Source organism: Dethiosulfovibrio salsuginis (genome assembly GCF_900177735.1).
GTDB classification, from domain to species: Bacteria; Synergistota; Synergistia; order Synergistales; family Dethiosulfovibrionaceae; genus Dethiosulfovibrio; species Dethiosulfovibrio salsuginis.
The window spans coordinates 1-19,803 of record NZ_FXBB01000002.1; the positions used below are offsets into that span (position 1 = coordinate 1).

Below are 19,803 nucleotides of genomic sequence, written 5' to 3' on the forward strand. Positions count from 1 at the left end.
AGATTATGATGCTCTAGAATAGAAAAGAACGCTAGCAATTTTAATTGATCTTTGACTGGCTAGAGGTTAAATCTACTAAGTTACCAGCTATGAGAGCTGGCCATGATCAACTACGGAGGAATCCTGAGCCCCTTCAACGCCTGGCTCATAGCCAGAGGGCTGGTGACAGTCCCGATCCGAATGGCCCAGCACTCTCGAACCTCCATTGAGGTCGCCCGGTTTCTGGAGGGGAGCCCTGCGGTCCGCTTCATCTGGTATCCCGGCCTTGAGAGCCACCCACAGCACGAAAGGGCGAAGGCGATCATGAGGAACGGATATTCCGGCATGATCGCCTTCGATATAAAAGGGGACGAGGAAACCCACTGTCGCTTTTTGGACCAGCTTAAGCTGATCACCCACGCGGTGTCTCTAGGCGACAGCGAGAGCCTCATGGTCTACTACGACAAAAACAGCGACAAGCTACCCCACTATCCCGACGTATTCCACCAGGACTTCTTCCGGTTCAGCGTCGGCCTTGAGGACCCGGAGGACCTTATAGACGACCTCAGCCAGGCATTTAAGACCTGCGGGTTGGGCTAGATTCCCTCCAGGGCAACAGAGTCTTGACCGAAGGAAGATAGCATTATATCCTCTTACAAAGGCTTAACGACAGAAGATTCTGAATCAGCCTGAGAGCCTATCGAGGAGGTGTTTTTATGAGGCTGGAGTTCGTAGATTGGACCATCATAGTGGGATATTTTGTGGTTGCTCTTGGGATAGGCCTGGCGTTTCGGAAGAAGGCAGGGGGAAGTATGGTTGAGTACTTCGTATCAGGTAGGTCTCTCCCCTGGTGGATAGCTGGGACATCTATGGTGGCAACGACCTTCGCCGCCGACACTCCTCTTGCGGTAACCGGCCTGGTTGCTAAATTTGGGCTTGCGGGAAACTGGTTCTGGTGGGCCTTTGCCCTTGGTGGAATGGTTACGGTGTTCGTCTACGCTCGGCTATGGAGAAGGACCGAGGTGCTTACAGACGTAGAGCTGGTGGAACTCCGATACGGTGGAAAGCCTGCGGCATTTCTCAGGGGATTCAGGGCACTTTACATAGCCCTGCTGATAAACCCCATTATCATAGGGTGGGTAACAGGAGCGATGCTTAAGGTGTTAAAACATACGGTCCTGTCAGGAGGGGAAGGCTCTGGCCCCGGCGACTGGTCCATCATAATAGCGATGCTGGTGGTTGTCGGAGTCTACAGCACCGTTTCCGGTATGTGGGGGGTCGCTGTCACCGACTTTTTCCAGTTTATACTGGCCATGGCGGGATGTATCGCATTGGCGGTGGTCTCCGTGTCCTCCCTAGGCGGCATCGGCGGCATGCGTCACTCTATCGTCACCAACATAGCCGGAGGAGAACAGATGTTTCGATTCCTGCCCGACTTCCGTGGCAGCGACCCATGGATGCCTATAGGGGTTCTTTTGGTCATGCTGTTCGTCCAGTGGTGGGCATCCTGGTATCCCGGTGCCGAACCGGGAGGAGGGGGCTTCATAGTCCAGCGAATGGCCTCCTGCAAGAACGAACGGCACGCCGTATGGGCGACTCTGTGGTTTCAGATAGCCCACTACTGTATTCGTCCCTGGCCCTGGCTGCTGGTCTCCTTTGTAGCGGTGGCCCATTATCCAGGGCTCAGAGAGATGGCCGATCCTGGCGTAGGCTTCCCTATGGTCATACGGGACTTTGCCCCGGCAGGTCTGAGAGGCCTTATGATAGTGGCGTTTTTTTCCGCCTATATGTCCACGATGAGCACCCAAATCAACTGGGGAGCTTCCTACCTCGCCAGCGACTTCTACAAAAGATTTATAAACCCCAACGCGTCGGACTCCCGTCTGACAGAGGTATCTAGGATGTCCTCCATTTTCATCCTGATTACCGGCGGCGTGGCGGCCTGGATCATGAAAGACGTATCGGTGGACCAGGCATGGAGATTTCTCGCCAGTCTAGGCGCAGGGACGGGGGCGGTTTTCATGCTTAGATGGTTCTGGTGGAGGATAAACGCCTGGACGGAGATCTCGGCGATGATATCGTCGGTGGCCTTCTACACCGTGATCAGCCGTCTTTTTCCCATGGACGAGGAATACCGCTTAGCTCTGGTGGCGGTTCTGACGATAGCGGTCTGGCTCGTGGTGACGTGGATCACTCCGGCGGAGGACGAGGAAACCCTTTGCCGTTTCTACCGAAAGGTTCGCCCCGCTGGCAAAGGATGGCAACCTATCGCCAAGATCTGCCCCGACGTTATCTGTGACTCCGATCTCGCCCTTTCCGTAACAGGGGCGATAGCGTCAGGGATGGTGGTTTATCTGCTGTTGCCTGGTGTTGGCTTCGTCATTTTTAGGGATTTCTCAAGGGCCGCCCTGTGCGTCTCTGGAGCCCTTGCCTGTGCGACTTTGGTCTGGTTCGTGCTGTTGAGGATGTACCCTGCGGAGCGGTGAAATTTATAGCCAGTGGAAATATCCAAAAACATATCCTAATCGATGAAGAGGTGAATTTGGTGGATCAAAGGGAAAGGATGCTCGCGGGGCTACCCTACAAGGCTTGGATGGACGGACTTGCGGAGGAAAGGCTTAAGGCGAGGAAGCTGGTTCAGCAGTTCAACACGTCCGAGCCGAAGGATTTCGCCAAAAGGACGGAGCTTATCGGCAGGATCCTGGGCAAGGTCGGGAAAAACGCCTATATCGAGCCGCCCTTCAGGTGCGACTACGGCAGCAACATAGAGATAGGAGACGATTTCTACGCCAACTACAACTGCATCATACTGGACGTGGCAAAGGTGACGATAGGAAACAACGTGATGCTGGCCCCTAACGTGGCGATCTACACCGCCGGACACCCGATCCACCCGGATTCCAGAAAATCGGGCTACGAGTACGGTATCCCCATAACGATAGGAAACAACGTGTGGATCGGCGGCAACGTGGTGGTCAATCCAGGGGTCAGCATAGGACACAACGCAGTCATCGGCGCCGGTAGCGTCGTCACAAGAGACATACCGGACAACGCCATAGCCGTGGGCAATCCCTGCCGGGTGGTCCGGTACATCACCGAGGAGGACAGAAAATACTATTTTAAGGATCTAGAGTTCGACGTGGAGGATTACCGCTGATCCAGGAAGGGGAAAAGGCCAAAATATGAAGGAGCTCGCCAATATATCGGTCTACCCTTTCGACATAGAACCCTTCGGAGGCTGGGAGAACGTCGTCCAGTTTCACCGTTCACTTGGGCTGGACGGCCTGGAGGTTCTGACGGCCTTCGACGGGACGAATGGAACCCCACCGGAGGCTGTGACAGCGGTCCATTTTCCCTTCTCCATGGACTGGATGGTCCCCTGGCTTGGGGGAAACCTGGAGGGGTCTTTCTCCCGAGAGGAGATACTCTTTTTCTACGGCGGTTCCTGCCCTGACGACCTTATCGATAACCTCCGAGGCTATATACGTGACGCAGCAACCTTGAAACCGGCCTACGGGGTCTTCCACGTCACGAACAGCTCGGTGGAGGAGGTCCTGACCGGCCGCCGGGTCAACGGCTCTAAGCTGGTCCTGGAGCAGGCCGCAAAGATGCTGAACGAGGCGGTCTCGGTCTTTCCCGGAGGAGAGCCTCCGGTGAGGATGTTTTTCGAGAACTCCTGGTGGGAGGGGCTCACCTTCACCGACCCGGAGGAAACGTCGTCCTTCGCGAGCTCCCTTTCCTTCTCGAACTGGGCCTTTCTCCTGGACACGGGACATCTTCTGAACACCACCACGTCCTGCCGGTCGGAGGAGGAGGGGGTGGACTATATTTTGGACGTGGTTGGAAAGCTGCCCTCGGAGGTTCGAAGAAGGATAGAGGGCATCCACCTCAACCTCAGCCTGTCCGGCGAGGCGAGGGAGGCCCAGGGGTTGCCCGGATACGCTTCTGGAGATTTTCAGGCCAATCTGACCAGAGCCTGGGAGAGGATTTCCATGACGGACCAACACCGGCCCTTCACAACGCCCCATTGCTCTCGACTGCTGGACCTCCTTGAGCCCGACTACGTCACCCACGAGTTCATCTTCGACAACCTCGAGGACCGAAGGGCAAAGATAGCGACCCAGAGGCGAGCGCTGGGAACATGAGGGCTGGCTAAGAGATCGGAAGCCTTGAGCCTACTCACATCAGAGGAGATTTTGTCTGTCAGCCTCCGCCCATAGAAATGGAGCGTGGCTTTTTAGATAGTCCGAAGAGATATCTTCGTTTAGGTAGTCGTCGTAGTACTTTGTCCTTACTTTTCTGCTCCAATTTTCATCGAGACCAAGGCGATCGATGGTTCTTTGGACCTTTTTTTTGATTCGATCCTCTAGGTTCGGTTTTGGATATATCCGTCCGGTGGTCAGCTCAAGACGGAACCAGTCGTTCTCTACCTCAAAGGGGTCGAGAACATCGTCGCAATCGCCTTTACGACTGTTTATCCTTGCGCACGCCAGCCTGTAATTGCTCCACTCGTAGGCCAGGTCTGGGCGCTTCCTTTTGGATACGAAATGATCCACCGAATTGGCTCCTGTGATCCTTTCCACGTATATCGCCAGATAGGCGCAGATGCCTCCATAGAGAAAATGAAGGTCATCGAGGCAATTTCGCCAATACGGGGGCAGCGTTTTTTCTTTCGGTCGTGGGACATGGGAATTGATTTCGTTTTTCTTCATAAAATTAATCCCCTTTTGCCTCACCTTTTTGTCGAAGCTTTCCGGTTCCGGTTTAGGGTTCACCTGGATCATCAAGACCATCCTTTTCTCTCAGCCACGAAGTTCCAACGAATCCAGAAGGGATCGGTGTCTGACAGAACTGCTCTGAGACGGTCGTATAGCTCTACTACCTTCTCTTTGTCCGCCGTCTCGTCGCTCAAAACCTGAGATGCCTCTTCCATAACACGTTCCGCTTCAAGGGAATAGCTCGATTTTAGGTCGAAGGCCTCGCTCGTGAGCCAATCCGATATATCTCCTTGACGCACGAAATCCCTTTTCAGCAAGGATACTTCGCCCTTCACCATATCCAGATCGAACCATCCGTCTTTTTCGGGGTCGAACAGGGTTTCCGCCGATGCCATTATTAGGGGAGAGTGGGTCACGGCTATGAGCTGGGTCTTCGCTTCGGAGTTGAGCTTCTCCATAACATCCATTATGGACCTTAAAATGGTCCTCTGCCATTTAGGATGAAGGTGAGACTCTACCTCGTCCACTAGAAAAATGGCATTGAGCTCCGGCTCTTCGCCTAGAAGCTCTTTCGCCTTGAGGTGCTCTTCCCAGCACCATACAAGGAAATAGGCCAGGGCGATGATCCTCTTCATCCCGGAAGAACAGTGTACTACAGGGACGTCCTGACCGTAGGGCATCTTTATGGTCGGCATGTCCCGAACATCGTCCAGGCTTATCCTGGTAAGTTTCCCCGGTTCAAGCTTTTCGTCGGAAGGGGGGGATAGTACCTCCAATACGGAGCTCAATATGTCGAAAGGTCGTCCTTTTTCTTTCTGCCATCCTGCCCAATCCCTTATCAGCCCGTTGCAAAGCCAGGTTCCGTCCTCTCTTTCAAGTCCGTCCCATACGTCTTTGGGGCTGAAGATGTAGGCCGATGGACGCTCCTTTTCCTGCTGCTGTCCTTTCTCCTTCCAGTAGTTCCTGGCGGGATCCCACACGGCGAAGCTGCCGTCCACCATGGCGTAGAAAACCAGTCCCGGCATTCCCGGTCTGCCCCGTAGAACTCTCCAGCTTTCCAACTGGGCACTATATTCGAAGTTTGTAGCGATATCCTTGGTCTTCCCTGAAAACGAACATTTTATTATTGCCTTTTCCTTTTTTTTCGTAGGGAGGGCGATTTTTCCTATCGACAACTTAGAATTCAGCTCGGCCGGCCAGCTTCGAGTCATCGCCCACCAAGCGATATCCAAAAGAAAGCTTTTGCCGAGGCCGTTATCTCCGGTGATCAGGTTCAGCCTCTCCCCGAACTCTAGCTCCATGGATGGAGACGGGCCTATGTTTTTCGTGGAGATCTTTTTTATCACAGCGTATCCTCTCCTAACGGCGTACAAGGGAAATATGATCTAAAGCACAGGTTACCACTATACACCAACTCACCTCTTCATTCCGTACAGCTCGCTATCGTCTATTTCAATCCCTCTCCCGTCCTTTTCCCGATTCTAAACCATTGGCGAGGACCGAACAAGGAGAACACAGGGGAGCCGGATCGTTCCAGCTCCCCTGTGTCTCCTACCGCCCGGTATCGGGAAAGGTCATCGTGGTAAATCCCGTCTTTCGAGTGAGTTACCCGGTCGCCTCTAAAGCTCGACCGTCGTACCTAAGTTTTCCCTCTCCGCCTTGGAGAGAGCCAAAGCGGCACAGGCCAGGTCCTGTAGGGCTATGCCCGTCGAGTCGAAAACGGTGATCTCGTCCCTATCGGTTCTTCCTGGCGCTCTGCCATCTATTATCTGTTCCTGTGCTCCCTCGCGGAAAGAGGCGGCTCCCTCGATATCTCCGTAGGTCAGACGTCTTGAACATATCTCATCCAGAAAGGCCGCCCTGTCCTTTCCCGTCAAATGAAACAGCTCGTCGATCGAGATAGAATCGACGCAGGTCTCGGCGATGTTGTATTTCGCTCCGACCTCGTATGAGTTCATCCACTCCTCGACCTTAAAAGGCTCGATCCTCACGTAAACTCCTCCTCAGTGGTTTGGTCTAACCCTAAAACAAAAAGGCGTTCACAGCCTGCCTTGTAGCACACCTCTCGGAGTGCCGTACCTACGGCAAAGCTATGAACGCCTTTAAAATCCTCACCCGGTGATGAGGACAGGGTCGCATATTACATTGTAGACCATAATAGCACGTAAATCGCCCTTGATAAAGGGGGGACGAACGCCCTCAGCGACAATCTCATCACTTCCGTTGGCCCCAGCTATGAGTCTCCATGGGGAGAGGGGGCGGCAAAAATAGTTAGCTTGAGCTCGCTGTCGTCTATGAGGGCAAACTCCGGTCGCCTACCTGAGAGGGCTTCGCTTTCGGTGATTATAATAGGAACTCCCTCTCCCCTTTTGTCCATAATAAAACTCCTCTGGCTGTTAGGGGCGTCGACGTTCATAGGACAGCGAGCCAGCAGGGAACTTATGAGCTCGTTTCGAGCGGACTGTCTCTCCGAGATGCTTTCGATGGTCATGGTGTTAGGTATAGAGCCAGGGGAGAACAGCTCCAATCGATCGGAAAAAACGTGCAGACGAATTTTAGAGCCGTAGATAGAGTAATCCCTGTGGGCTACGGCGTTCACGATAGCTTCGAAGACGGCGTTCATGGAGAACTGGGGAGTCTCTATTCTGTTGGGGGCCTTTATCGCAAAGACCTTCATGTTGCTCTCAACAAACTTACAGCCCTCCCTTATCTGGACGTCCAGGGGACCGGTTATGTCCTTTGCATCGAGCTGGCGAGCCTCCCCTCGGGAGGTTCCTCTGTAACAGACCGCCTGGATGAAGGCGCTGGACATGTAGATGTGAGGTGATTTTGAGGCCATCAAAAGCCCTCCTACCGTAGCCCTAGGCGCGCCATCTTCGTCCTCGGAGATCATCTTCATCTTCTCCAGAAAGCTCCGATCCTCTTTGGGCGACAGAGCCGTCCTAAAGCGGTTCCAGAGATCGGGCTCCAGGTCGCTCAGAGAGGTTCCAGGAACGACCTGCTCGTCGAAGCGAATCAGCCTCGCCTGGCTACGTTGCTGAAAAAGTCGAGCCAGTACGTCAGGACGCATTTCCCTCTTAGAGCTTCCTATACGACGAAAATAGCCGTTAGGGCTTTTATGTACGAACAGGCTACGGGGAACATCTATCCTGAGGATGGCGACCTCATCGCCTTTGCCGTCGGCTATGGCTACCTTTCTGATCACACAGTCCAGAGGTGGGTCGATAGAGTCGTTGCAGATAGACCGAATCCAATCCTCCAGGAGATCCAGTTTTTCCAGAGGTATACCCTCTATCTCCCTGGTCCTGTCGTCCACCCCCAACACCACCACGCCGGAGACGGTGTTCGCCATCGCCGCCAGCTCGTCGGCCATTCCATCTCTATGAGGACCGCTTACCCTGTTTCCGCTGAACTCCACCTTCTTAAGTTCCAAAACAGAATCCTCTCCTAGAGCTATTCTGCTTAGCAGTTCTTCCGCTCTATCGGTGATCATTTTCAATCCCTCCTCCACGCTTTATACGCCAAATCACCGCTATCGGTTTGGCCTCCCCTATTGTAAACTCACATCGTGATATGACAAGAAGATCCCACAGGAGGCATACATGGACGAGCAGACCATTCATTTCTACGACAGAAACGCAGAAGACCTCCGGCGAAGCTACGACTCAGCGGACCTAACCGACCTCCACGACCTCCTCGGTTATCGGCTGCGCCCAGGGTGGGACGTCCTGGAGATAGGCTGTGGAACCGGAAGGGACGGCCTGTTTATGGCTTCCCTAGGGTGCAGGATAACGGCGGTGGACGGAAGCTCCTCCATGGTTGACCTGACAAGACAGACATTCTTGAAAGCTGGAGAGACCTGCTGCGCCATGGAGGCCGCCCTTCCCCTGCCGCCTGGGCACGCCCTGTTGGGTAAAGCCTTCGACGCCGTCGTCTCCATAGCCATGCTGATGCACGTCCCAGAGGGAGACATGGTACTCCTGGCCGAACAGATAGGGTCCCTCCTGAAACAGAAAGGCCTGTTTATCTGCTCCTTCTGCTCCGGCGAGAGGCAAGGAGACGATAGGCTCTACGTGAATCGGGATCCCGATCAGGTCAGAGGGCTGTTCGAGCCGACCGGCTTCAGGCTCCTCAGCCAGGGGCAAAACCGAGACGGCATGGGCCGGGACCTGCTCTGGCACACCATAGTGTTCGAGAGGATCAGCCATCTGAACGCCTAACGTATAGCACAGGGGGAGCCGGATCGTTCCGGCTCCCCCTGTCTCTATCGGCAAAAAAGTTCCCTCTCCATGACCTCTATTATCATCTTGGCCGCCATGGTTGGAGGTGTCTCGCCGCTCTCGACGAGCCTCTGTATCTCCGACCGCTTGGCCGATATGGCCTGGTCCTGGGCCACCCTGTGATGAAGATATTCTTTCACCATGGTGTCCATCCACTCCATGGCCTGTCTGGAACGCCTGGTTCGGAAGTAGCCAGACCGCCCCATCTTCTCCTTGAACCGGAGGACCACGTTCCACACGTCCTCGATTCCCTCTTTGGTTATGGCGGAACAGGTGTAGGCACCGGTGGTCCAGCCCTCGGTGGCGGGCCTGAGGTAGTGGAGGATCTGCTCGTAGTCCGCTCTGGTGACGAGGGCCTTCCGGCGGTTGTCGCCGTCGGCCTTGTTGACCACTATGGCGTCCGCCAGCTCGATGATGCCCTTCTTTATCCCCTGGAGATCGTCTCCCGCCCCTGTGAGGACCAGGACCATGAAGAAGTCCACCATGGACCGGACGGTGGTCTCGCTCTGGCCCACCCCTACCGTCTCGACCAGTATGACGTCGTAGCCCGCCGCCTCGCAGAGCAGCAGGGTCTCCCGGCTCTTTCTGGTGACCCCTCCTAGGGTTCCGCTGGAGGGAGAGGGCCGGATGAAGGCCCTTGGCTCCCTGGTAAGGTACTCCATCCTGGTTTTATCCCCCAGGATGGACCCTCCGGACACCGAGCTGCTTGGGTCGACCGCAAGGACCGCCACCTTATGCCCCGCCTCACAGAGGGTACAGCCCAGGGCCTCTATGAAGGTGCTCTTTCCAACCCCTGGCACTCCGGTTATCCCGACCCTAATGGCTCCTCCTGTGTGGGGCAGGACCCTCTGGACCAGTTCCTGGGCGGGATCGAAGTGTTTGGGGGCGTTGCTCTCTATGAGGGTTATGGCCCTGGAGAGGATCATCCTGTTCCCCTCCAGTATCCCCCTCTCGTAGTCGTCCAGGGTGAGCTTTTGCCTGGCGGGAGCCTTCGCCGTCCCGGTGGTTCCGGCTCCGTCTTTTACTCCCTCTACCCCGGTCATCACCCGGCAGGAAAACTGGGAGTCCCCGTCTTCAGGGACCCAGTCGGGCCTGTAGGTGTCGTAGGCCATATCTAGGGGAGATCCTGTTCCGCCAGACGACGATTGAGGATCTCCAGCATTTCCTTGGCCGCCGCCGGTATTATCGTTCCGGGACCGTAGATAGCCGCTGCTCCGTTTTCTCTCAGATATTCGTAGTCCTGAGCCGGTATAACCCCTCCGGCTATGACCATTATGTCCTCCCGTCCTCTTTTCGCCAGCTCCTCCATGAGCTGAGGAAGGAGTGTCTTGTGTCCCGCCGCCAGGGAGCTCATTCCGACTATGTGGACGTCGTTGTCCACAGCCTCCTGAGCTGTCTCCTCGGGGGTCTGGAAGAGTGCGCCGACGTCCACGTCGAAGCCCATGTCGGCGTAGGCGGTGGCCACCACCTTGGCCCCTCGGTCGTGTCCGTCCTGGCCCATTTTGGCCACCATTATCCTGGGACGTCGTCCCTCCCGTACCTCGAAATCGGCGGTCATCTCCCGGACCTCTTTTATTATGTCCTCGTCGGCGAACTCGGTGCTGTATACGCCCGAGATGGACCGAATGATAGCCTTGTGTCTGCCCGAGACCTTCTCAATAGCGTCGGATATCTCTCCCAGGCTTGCCCTTGCCCTGGCGGCGTTCACCGCCAGATCGAGGAGGTTGCCCTCGCCGGTCTCCATGGAGTAGGTTATGGCGTTGAGGGCCTGTACCACCTTGTCGTTGTCCCTCTCGGATCGAAGCTTCTCAAGCCTTCGGATCTGGGACAGTCGGACGGCAGTGTTGTCCACCTCCAGTATGTCGATAGGGTCCTCCTGTTCAAGCTGGTGGAAGTTTACCCCGAGGATCTTCTCCTTGCCCGAGTCGATGTGGGCCTGCCGTCTGGCGGAGGCTTCCTCTATCCTCATCTTGGGAAGGCCGGTCTCTATGGCCTTGGACATTCCCCCAAGCTCCTCGACCTCCTGGATGTGTCCCCAGGCCCGGCGGATAAGCTCGTCGGTCAGGGCCTCCACGTAGTAGGACCCTCCCCAGGGGTCTATGACCTTACAGACGCTGGTCTCGTCCTGGATGTAGAGCTGGGTGTTTCTGGCTATACGGGCGGAGAAGTCGGTGGGCAGCGCTATGGCCTCGTCCAGTGCGTTGGTGTGGAGCGACTGGGTGTGTCCCAGGGCCGCCGCCATGGCCTCCACGCAGGTCCTGGCTATGTTGTTGAAGGGGTCCTGGGCGGTCAGGCTCCATCCCGAGGTCTGAGAGTGGGTCCTGAGGGCCATGGACTTGGCCTTCTTGGGATCGAACTGCTTGACTATCTTCGCCCAGAGCATCCTGGCGGCCCTCATCTTGGCGACCTCCATGAAGTAGTTCTTCCCTATGGCCCAGAAGAACGAGAGCCTCGGAGCGAAGTTGTCCACGTCGAGCCCCGCCTCTATGCCGGTGCGGATGTACTCCAGACCGTCGGCAAGGGTGTAGCCGAGCTCTATGTCGGCGGTGGCCCCGGCCTCCTGCATGTGATAGCCCGATATGCTTATGCTGTTGAACTTAGGCATATGCTGGGAGGTGTAGGAGAATATGTCCCCTATGATCCTCATAGACGCCGCGGGGGGGTATATGTAGGTGTTTCGGACCATGAACTCCTTGAGTATGTCGTTTTGGATGGTTCCGCTCAACAGGGAGCGGTCCACTCCCTGTTCCTCCGCCGCGAGGATGTAAAAGGCCATGACAGGAAGAACGGCGCCGTTCATGGTCATGGAAACCGACATCTGACCGAGAGGTATGCCGGAGAAAAGTATCTCCATGTCCAGGATGGAGTCCACCGCCACCCCCGCCTTCCCCACGTCTCCCACCACTCTGGGGTGATCCGAGTCGTAGCCTCTGTGGGTCGCCAGGTCGAAGGCTATGGAGAGCCCCTTCTGTCCTGCCGCCAGGTTTCTGCGGTAGAAGGCGTTGCTCTCCTCGGCGGTTGAGAACCCGGCGTACTGCCGGACGGTCCAGGGCCGAGTGACGTACATGGTGGAGTAAGGGCCCCTCAGGAAAGGGGGCAGTCCAGCCAGGGAGTTCATGTGTCCAAGGCCCTCCACGTCCTCCCTGCGATACAGGGGTTTGAGGTCTATCTGCTCCATGGTCTTGGCGACGATGGAGTCGTAGTCCCTGCCGGTGGACCTCTCCAGATCCTCCCTCCAGGCGGCGAGGTCCGAGGGATCGAACCCCTTGGGGTTGCATTTTATCTTCGTAAAATCCGGTTTTATCGACATTATGCTATTCCTCCTGCCCTCTGGAGGGACTCCAGAACGGCGTAACAGTTGGCCTTCACGTGGATAAAGTCGTCCACTCCAGCCTGGACGTAGCTCTCCTTGAACTCCGGCGCGGGCGCTCCCGCCAGGAGGACCGTCATGGTTGGAGCTCCCTCCTTTATGGCCTTGGCCAGAGGGGGAACAAGCTCGGGATAGGTGTCGTCGGTGGAGCATATGACCGTGGCTGTCGCCCCGGATGCTACCGCCGCCTCTGCGGCGGCCTCCACCGAGTCGAAGCCGTCGCTCCTGATCACGTCGAAGTCGGCGACCTCCATGAAGGACGTGCTGAAGTCCGCCCTGCCCTTGTGCTGTTTGAGCGGTCCCATGTTTGCCAGGAAGACTGTGACCTTCCTGCCAGCCAGGGCCCCTTCCTCGGTCTTCTTCCTCAGTGCCTCAAACCTCTCGGTCCATCGGTGAGGCGATATAGGCTCAACGGTGAGGTCTCCGGAAAATCCGTCGTTAAGGACCTGCCGAACCTCGTACAACGTGGCCCCAGCCATGAAGGTCTCCATGAGGTTTTCCATAAAGCCCTCGGGGTCTCCTGCCATAGAGTCCAGCACCTTGTCGAGCTTGTCTTTCCTGTGGACCTCGTCGGTGAGCTCTCTGTAGCCCTCCACCGAGGCGGCTCTCTTGGCGGCTATCTCTTTGAGGTCCGGGGTCGTCCCCTCAAGGGGCTTTTCGGTGACGTTGGGGTACATGTTCGTCCCAACCGCACGGTCGGACCTCACGTCCAGCTTTTTGAGCCTCGACTGAAGAACCCCGTCGATCTCCCTCTGGACGTAGCCAGACTGAAGGGCCTTTATCATGCCCCCCTCGGCCTCTATGGCCTGCATGGCCTCCCAGCTGCTTTCAAGAAGCTGGGAGGTGAGCTTCTCGACGTAGTAGGAGCCCCCTGCCGGGTCTATGGGCTGGGTGAGGTTGAACTCGCTCTGGAGAAGTATCTGGATGTTTCTGGATATTCTCCTGGACTGTTCGGTCCCTGGCCTTATGGCCTCGTCGAACCGCCTCACCCAAAGGGTGTCGGTCCCACCTACGACGCCGGAGAATGCCTGGGACGTGGCCCGAAGGACGTTTACGTAAGGGTCGTAGACCGTCTGGGTGAACCTGGAGGTAGAGGCGAAGATGTCCATCTTGGCCGAGTCTCCACTGCCGCCGAAGGCCCTGACAACCTGGGACCAGAACACCCTGGCCGCCCTGAGCTTTGCTATCTCCATGAAGTAGTTGGCCCCTAAGGAGAAACTGAACCTCATGGCGGAGGCCGCCGAATCCACGTCCAGGCCCCTTATCTCCATGGCCCTGAGGTACTCTATGGCGGTAGCCATGGAGCAGGCCAGCTCCTGCACCCCGTTGGCCCCTCCGTCGTGGTAGACGTCCCCTCTAATAAGGACGGTCTTCAGGCCGGGGGCGGCCTTCCTGGACCAATGGATCGTCAGGGCTGCCTCGTCCATCAGCTGGTCCATAGGACAGGGGATGGATCCGTCCTGGGCCAGAGATCCGATAGGGTCGGCTCCGACGCATCCGCTCCACAGGGCGAGGTTCGAGGCCCTTCCCTGAGATCTGGCCCTACCGGCGAGGAGAGCGAGAAGGGGGGCGGAGGAGGGACCGGCGTAAACGTGGATCCCGTTCTTGGACAGGTCCAGGTCCGCCATTAGGTCGTCCACGTCCTTCAGGGTCGAGAGGGACAGGCCCCTAGGCTCCGACTCACCGTCCGCCCAGGCCGGGGACGTTCCGTAGGTGGTGGCACGGTCCAGTATGAGGTGGAGGGAATTGGACCCTCCGGCGAGCTCCTTTTTCACCGCCTGGTTTGAATCTTCCGGCAGGACCTCGTCGCAGCTTTGGGCGATAGCCCAGGGCCTTTGGATATAACCCGCCGCCGAGGTTCCCCTCAGATAGTCCTCTCGGCCTGGAAGGGTGTCCAGCGTCAGTCCCTCCAGGGAGGACTCCATATAGAGTGGCTCCAGGGTTATCCCTTCGTAGGTCTTAGTTAAGAGTTTTTTCTCGAAGGGAGCTCCTTTCAGCGCCGCCTCAGCCTCGGCCTTCCACTCCTCGTACGACGTAGGAGGAAACTCGTCGAAGGACACAGGAGGAAAAGGTCGCGGTTTTGCCTGTGCTTCCAGATCCATAGAAATCAACCTTCCTGAAATAGAGATAGTTACAGCCAACAAGCCTGGGCCTGGGGATAAAAAAAGAGACCACCTATACGGGCGGTCTCTGGGTACGACACTACGCAGGAAGGAACGGTCCTTCCCCATCTCAACTCGGTCCGCCCGCGCAGACTACGGTTGCTCCTGTAGACCGGTCTCCTGACTTCCGTTCATCCTACTTCCCTATCTTCCCGGATCGCTCCAGTGATACAGAGGATTTCGTCACGGTTACAGTGGCGGGGCCGCCCCGGAATCTCACCGGGTTCCCGATCATCTACAGGCACAGTTTCAATTGGCACCTTATATTAGCCCTAAGCCTTGAAGGCTGTCAAGGATCAGTTTCAAGATAATCTATTTTCGTTACAGGAGTTCGGCGACCTGACTTTAGAAAATATGTTATATTATAATGTGCAGACTTGTGATGTGCCCATCTTTGGGCCTGGACGTCCTCTCCACAGGGGAGGCTTTTTTAGATAAGGAGTGGATACATGCGAAACCTGAAAACGATCTTCGCCGTTATTCTGACGACCATAGCGATCTTTCCGTCGGCCCGTCTGGAGGCTGTAGGCAACGAGGTCATCTTCACCGACTTCAGCTGGGACAGCGCCCAGTTTCACAACCGGGTCGCGGGCTATATTCTGGAGAAGGGGTTCGACCGGAAGGTCCGGTATTCTTTCACAGAGGAGATGCCCGGCTTTTTGGGCCTCGAGAGAGGCGACCTCCATCTAGCCATGGAGACCTGGGTGGATAACTCTATATCCTTCTGGGACAAGGCTAAGGAGCGAGGGAGGATAGTCGACCTGGGCAAAAACTACCCCGACGCGCCTCAGGGCTGGTACGTGCCGGCCTACGTGGTTAAAGGGGACCCTAAAAGAGGTATAGAGCCCCTGGCGCCGGACCTTAAGTCGGTGTCGGACCTGCCAAAATACTGGGAGGTATTCAAGGATCCCGAGGATAAAGGCAAAGGACGTTTTCTCAACGGTCCGACCGGATGGCCTGTGAGCGTCAAAAACGCCTCCAAGCTGGAGGCCTACGGCCTGGACGAGACCTACTCCAACTTCTACGCCGGATCCGGCGCGGCCCTGGCGGTAGGCATAGCAGGAGCCTACGAAAAGGGACAGCCAGTCCTGGCCTACTACTGGGAGCCAACCCCTCTGCTTGGCAAATACGATATGATAAAGCTGGAGGAGCCCCCTTACGATCCTGAGGTATGGAAGGGATCAGGAGCCTGTGCCTTCCCAGCCTGCCGGGTGCTGAAGACCGGCAACGCCGCTTTTTTAGAGAGCGAGCCGGAGATAAAGGCCTTCGTAGAGGCCTACGCAACCTCTTTGGAGCTCACCAGCACCGCACTGGCTAAGATGGACGCCGAAGGTATGACCCACGACGAAGCGGCCAGGTGGTTTTTGAGGGAACACCCCGATCTGTGGGCATCCTGGGTCGACGAAGAGGTCAGGGTAAAGGTCCTCGCCGCCCTGAAGGCCGACGGTTAGAGCCATGTACTCAACCAGATTCGATCCCCTGCCCCCTCCGCCGTTTTGCGACCTAAAGGGCAGCCTTGATAAACTGATCCACTGGTCCAGCCCTCTCCTGTCGGAAGGGGAGATAGAGGCGTCAAAGAATGCCGCCGACTCCTTTGGCGAGGGAGATGGCCCAGCCCTCCAGGCAAAACTGGACGGCCTGAGGACCGACGGCGACGCCGTACTGGACCTTGTCCCCTACTGGAAGGGCTGGTACCTCAGACAGAGGGACGCCCTTCCGGTAAACGTAAACCCTTTCTACCTCTTCGACGCAGACTCGGTTCCCAAGGAGGAGGATTTCTGTCGCTTAGCCGCCAGGCTCACACTAGGGGCGGCGTCCTTCTGTCTCGACCTGGACGAAGGCCGAGTTCCACAGGAGAGCCTAAAGGGCTTTCCCCTCTGTATGAGAGGCTACGACCAAATGTTTAGATCCTCAAGGGGGGCCTTTAGGGGAACCGACAAAATCGTAACCGGAGACCCCGACTCCCTGGAGGGCAGGAGCGTCTTGGTGATGGTGAAAGGACGGTTGCACCTGCTGCCGGTCATATCCTCCGGTGGCTCACTCCGAGGACTGGACGACCTCACCGAGGCCCTCAGATCCCTTGTGGAACGGTCCACCGAGGACGAACTGCCTATAGGGCTGATGACCTGCCCTCAAAGGGACGAGGCCGCCGACATAAGGTCCGCCCTCACCGAGGACGAGGCCAACGGAAAAACCTTGAGACAGGTCGAGGGAGCCCTGTTCGCCCTCTGTCTCGACGGAGAGTGCGGCACCGGAACGGAGAGGGCCGCCAGGCATTTTCTATTCGACCAAGGTGAAAACCGGTGGTTCGAGAAGTCCTTCCAGCTCATAGTCACCTCCGACGGCCTAAGCGGCATAAACTTCGAGCACTCCAGCAGGGACGGAACCCACATGGGCCCCCTTGTCCGGGAGATCCAGAGCAGATCTCACAGGCCCTTTCCTCAGGAGGACAGGCCGGAAAAGGGCCTTGACCTACACTTCGACCTGTCCCAGGAACTGCTGGACCGGCTTAAATCGGTCAAGGAGGGCTGTATGGCCCTCAGGGAATCGCTGATCCAACGGCCTTTCCTGTTCGAGCGCTACGGAAGGGAGCACATGAAGGCGGCGGGAGTGAGCCCCGACTGTTTCGTTCAGATGGCCATGATGATCGCCCAGAGGAAGCTCTGGCCCTCCTGGATGAGCGTCTACGAATCGGTCCAGATGCGCCGATTCCAGGGGGGCAGGACCGAGGGAACCAGGCCAATAACCGCCGAGGCGGTGGCCTTCGTCCGTGCCTTCGAGGCGGGGGCGGACAGGGAGACCCTTAGGGCCGCCCTGAAAGACGCCAGCGAGGCCCACAAGGGCAGGATATCCCTATGCATGGCGGGACAGGCCCCGGAGGGACATCTAGCTCTGCTCCGACAGGTCTGGCTGAAATACGGCCCCTCTATGGGGATCGACGACGAACCGGAGCTCTACCGATCTCCATCCTGGCTCAAGATGACGAAAAACTACCTGTCCTCCAGCACCACATCGGGGGAGGGGCTGGCCCTGGCGGGCTACGGCCCGGTGGAACAGGGAGGGCTGAGCGCCAGATATCTATCTCGGCCCAACCGACTGGTCTTCCACATAGGCTCCTGGAGCTGCGACGGCGACCTGGCGGAGCGTTTCACCCAGGCCCTGGACGGTGCGTTGAGGGATATGGAGGACATATAGAGTACCGGCGGCCGCACCTTAAGAGGTGCGGCCGCCGGTCTTTTTCGGTGATAAGATCATATTAGCCAATAATCAAGCTCTCCGGTAGAATAGTCTTCAGTTGACAGTACCTCAGAAAATCTGTTTACAGGACAAAGGAGGGATTTTCGTGAACCAAAGGTGGACCATCTCATTTAAGGGACTGGGCCTAATAGAAGAGGGCTCGGTCAGGATTGCCCCTCTCATGCTGTTTACAGGGGACAACAACTCTGGGAAAAGCTACGTAATGGTTCTGCTGTGGGGAATAATAGCCCTTGGGAGAACCCTCTTTCCCGATAAAATCCCACAGAGCCGATCTTACCAATCATGCCAACGTTGGCTATCGGAAAAGATCTCTTTCATGGAAGAGAATAACATCGAAGGGATAAAGATAGAGCCTCAAGACATGGACCTCTTCGTAGAATGGTTTAGCGAAAACCTAAACAACAAAAGAAACTACCTCTCCAGCCAGCTTTTTGGCGAAGACAGAGTAAAAATTAAAGAGCTCAGCGTCGGTGACTACTCAAGAGAATCGTCTCTGGAACTCAGGATAGAAAAAAACGGCCAACATAACAACCGCTACTCCAGCGGTAAAAACCACGTAAGGTTCCCTATGTGGGAGGAGACGCCTGGACCGTTGGAAATATATCGAATGATACAATATCTTGCCTGGAAAATCGTCATCGGTGACCTTGGGGCACCGCTGTATCCTCCCCAAAACATGCTTGCTATACCGGCGGGAGAGATACTCTATCTTCCTGCGGCCAGAACAGGCTTTACCTTAATGAGAAAAATGCTGGCATCAGCGGCCTTTGGCTCTGGAGGAGAAAACATGAACCTCCTCCTTCCAGCAAGACGATTTATGCAACGGTTTTTAAACATCTCCTTCGAGCTGAAAAAGAACGACTACTCCTCTTTTGCGGATATCCTGGAATCGGAGGTTCTGCTCGGACACATCGGAGAAAACAACGCTCCCCTGCCGGACTACAGCTACTATCCTGCGGGGAAAGATGGGGACTCCATACCCCTTTGGCTGACCTCCTCTCTTGTGACCGAGATATCCCCTCTGTTGCTCTTCCTGCGGAGTGGAGACCGCTTTAACTCCCTGATCATCGAAGAGCCTGAAGCACATCTGCACCTGGAGATGCAAAAGGCGCTGGCCCGACTGCTGGTTCGTCTGGTAAACAAAGGTCTCCCAATCTGGTTTACCACCCACGGAGACACCTTCTTCCAGCAGATGAGCAACCTGGTAAAAGCCTCCTCCGTCGACGGAGAAACCCTCAAGGAAATCTCCCTTGATAGGGATGAAACCATCGAGCCTAAAGACGTCTCAGCCTTCTACTTTAAGCGTCAGGTCGACCAGAGGGGAAAAACGACAACCAATATCGACAGACTCACCGTAGACGAAGGCGGCATAGCAGGACCGGCTTTCACCGACAGCATTCTATCCCTTGCGGAGGAAACCTTCTTTCTCAAAAAAGCCATAGAGAAAAGGGAAACGGACGATGAAGATTGATCGAATATCAAAGGACTACTATTCCATCGGAACAGAGCTCTGGGCAGAGAAAAAGGAACAAACCGGTAAAGCCAGGATAAAAATAAAGCTACCTTATGAAGGGATCCTTTTTCAGTACGACCATAAAATTGCCTTTCTTTTCGACCACAAGAAAAGAGCTGATGGAATAGTTTTCGCAAAGAATTCGGAGGGTTGGGCTCTCTTTATCCTGGAAATAAAGAAAACCGTTGGTGACACCGAGTGGAGGAAGATAAAGGATCAGTGGTATGGAGCCTGGCTCCACGCCAAGGCTATTTCGGGAATCCTAGAGCTGGACTTCCCAAAGAACGTCAGTTTTGTCGTAGCCTATGAAAAAGAACGGATAGTGAAGGAATCCAGCGATCCGATTCTCTTAAAACTGCAGACACAAGAAAACCATCCTGAGGAAAGCAAAAAATACCTGGAGTGGACTCAAAGCAAGGCAGAATTATCGGAAATCGGAAACGTTAGCTTTAAAAAAATAACTCTTAACGACGGAGAGGGGCTCTTCGAGCCGATCCTCGACTGATCCTTAGGAAAAGAGCCT

Annotated in this window: 16 protein-coding genes and 1 riboswitch; of the genes, 9 read left to right on the forward strand and 7 right to left on the reverse strand. The window is 56.0% G+C overall.

The annotated features are described in order from the left end of the window. Nucleotides 1-102 precede the first annotated feature (102 nt). The 4 genes from B9Y55_RS01700 (at nucleotide 103) to B9Y55_RS01715 (ending at nucleotide 4,124) form a co-directional block, all read left to right on the forward strand. Nucleotides 103-579, forward strand: coding sequence for a PLP-dependent transferase (locus tag B9Y55_RS01700; RefSeq protein ID WP_085543629.1), 477 nt, complete (start codon nucleotides 103-105; stop codon nucleotides 577-579). A gap of 116 nt (nucleotides 580-695) precedes the next feature. Then, on the forward strand, nucleotides 696-2,465 hold the full coding sequence (locus tag B9Y55_RS01705; RefSeq protein WP_085543630.1) for a sodium:solute symporter family protein: 1,770 nt from the start codon (nucleotides 696-698) through the stop codon (nucleotides 2,463-2,465). Nucleotides 2,466-2,524: 59 nt separating this feature from the next. Beyond that, entirely contained in the window at nucleotides 2,525-3,136 is a 612-nt protein-coding gene (locus B9Y55_RS01710; protein ID WP_085543631.1) for a sugar O-acetyltransferase, read from the forward strand. Nucleotides 3,137-3,161: 25 nt separating this feature from the next. After that, nucleotides 3,162-4,124 carry a hypothetical protein gene (locus B9Y55_RS01715; RefSeq protein WP_085543632.1) on the forward strand — a complete coding sequence of 321 codons (963 nt, stop codon included), beginning with the start codon at nucleotides 3,162-3,164 and terminating at the stop codon, nucleotides 4,122-4,124. Between the two features lie 39 nt (nucleotides 4,125-4,163). On the opposite strand, the gene B9Y55_RS13335 is transcribed toward B9Y55_RS01715, so the two are convergent. The 4 genes from B9Y55_RS13335 to B9Y55_RS01735 form a co-directional block, all read right to left on the reverse strand. Continuing rightward, entirely contained in the window at nucleotides 4,164-4,535 is a 372-nt protein-coding gene (locus B9Y55_RS13335) for an HNH endonuclease family protein (protein ID WP_200806598.1), read from the reverse strand. A 227-nt stretch (nucleotides 4,536-4,762) separates the two neighbouring features. Further along, entirely contained in the window at nucleotides 4,763-6,043 is a 1,281-nt protein-coding gene (locus B9Y55_RS01725; protein ID WP_085543634.1) for an AAA family ATPase, read from the reverse strand. A gap of 273 nt (nucleotides 6,044-6,316) precedes the next feature. Then, nucleotides 6,317-6,688, reverse strand: a complete 372-nt coding sequence (locus B9Y55_RS01730; protein WP_085543635.1) for a hypothetical protein — start codon at nucleotides 6,686-6,688, stop codon at nucleotides 6,317-6,319. Between the two features lie 242 nt (nucleotides 6,689-6,930). Next, complete coding sequence (locus tag B9Y55_RS01735) at nucleotides 6,931-8,190, reverse strand: ATP-binding protein (RefSeq protein ID WP_085543636.1); 1,260 nt, start codon at nucleotides 8,188-8,190, stop codon at nucleotides 6,931-6,933. A gap of 109 nt (nucleotides 8,191-8,299) precedes the next feature. Here B9Y55_RS01735 and B9Y55_RS01740 point away from each other — a divergent pair, with 109 nt between their 5' ends. Next, complete coding sequence (locus B9Y55_RS01740) at nucleotides 8,300-8,917, forward strand: class I SAM-dependent methyltransferase (protein WP_085543637.1); 618 nt, start codon at nucleotides 8,300-8,302, stop codon at nucleotides 8,915-8,917. A 44-nt stretch (nucleotides 8,918-8,961) separates the two neighbouring features. Here the strand turns inward: B9Y55_RS01740 and meaB are convergent, their stop codons facing one another. Genes meaB through B9Y55_RS01755 form a run of 3 tightly spaced genes read right to left on the reverse strand, consistent with a single transcriptional unit; the run spans nucleotide 8,962 to nucleotide 14,449 of the window. Next, on the reverse strand, nucleotides 8,962-10,089 hold the full coding sequence (gene meaB / locus B9Y55_RS01745) for a methylmalonyl Co-A mutase-associated GTPase MeaB (protein WP_085543638.1): 1,128 nt from the start codon (nucleotides 10,087-10,089) through the stop codon (nucleotides 8,962-8,964). A 2-nt stretch (nucleotides 10,090-10,091) separates the two neighbouring features. After that, nucleotides 10,092-12,287 carry a methylmalonyl-CoA mutase gene (gene scpA, locus B9Y55_RS01750; RefSeq protein WP_085543639.1) on the reverse strand — a complete coding sequence of 732 codons (2,196 nt, stop codon included), beginning with the start codon at nucleotides 12,285-12,287 and terminating at the stop codon, nucleotides 10,092-10,094. Further along, nucleotides 12,287-14,449 carry a methylmalonyl-CoA mutase family protein gene (locus B9Y55_RS01755; RefSeq protein ID WP_159448188.1) on the reverse strand — a complete coding sequence of 721 codons (2,163 nt, stop codon included), beginning with the start codon at nucleotides 14,447-14,449 and terminating at the stop codon, nucleotides 12,287-12,289. The genes scpA and B9Y55_RS01755 overlap by 1 nt, the downstream gene beginning before the upstream one ends. A gap of 153 nt (nucleotides 14,450-14,602) precedes the next feature. Beyond that, a riboswitch (cobalamin riboswitch) is annotated at nucleotides 14,603-14,763 on the reverse strand. Nucleotides 14,764-14,958: 195 nt separating this feature from the next. Here B9Y55_RS01755 and B9Y55_RS01760 point away from each other — a divergent pair. The 4 genes from B9Y55_RS01760 to B9Y55_RS01775 all read left to right on the forward strand — a co-directional run bounded on the left by B9Y55_RS01760 (nucleotide 14,959) and on the right by B9Y55_RS01775 (nucleotide 19,785). Next, nucleotides 14,959-15,960, forward strand: a complete 1,002-nt coding sequence (locus B9Y55_RS01760; protein ID WP_085543641.1) for an ABC transporter substrate-binding protein — start codon at nucleotides 14,959-14,961, stop codon at nucleotides 15,958-15,960. Between the two features lie 4 nt (nucleotides 15,961-15,964). Next, nucleotides 15,965-17,704 (forward strand): choline/carnitine O-acyltransferase, encoded by a 1,740-nt coding sequence (locus B9Y55_RS01765; RefSeq protein ID WP_085543642.1) that lies wholly within the window; start codon nucleotides 15,965-15,967, stop codon nucleotides 17,702-17,704. A 148-nt stretch (nucleotides 17,705-17,852) separates the two neighbouring features. Then, nucleotides 17,853-19,238, forward strand: coding sequence for an AAA family ATPase (locus B9Y55_RS01770; RefSeq protein ID WP_085543643.1), 1,386 nt, complete (start codon nucleotides 17,853-17,855; stop codon nucleotides 19,236-19,238). Further along, nucleotides 19,228-19,785, forward strand: coding sequence for a hypothetical protein (locus B9Y55_RS01775; protein ID WP_085543644.1), 558 nt, complete (start codon nucleotides 19,228-19,230; stop codon nucleotides 19,783-19,785). Before B9Y55_RS01770 ends, B9Y55_RS01775 begins: the two co-directional genes overlap by 11 nt. Nucleotides 19,786-19,803: the final 18 nt, after the last annotated feature.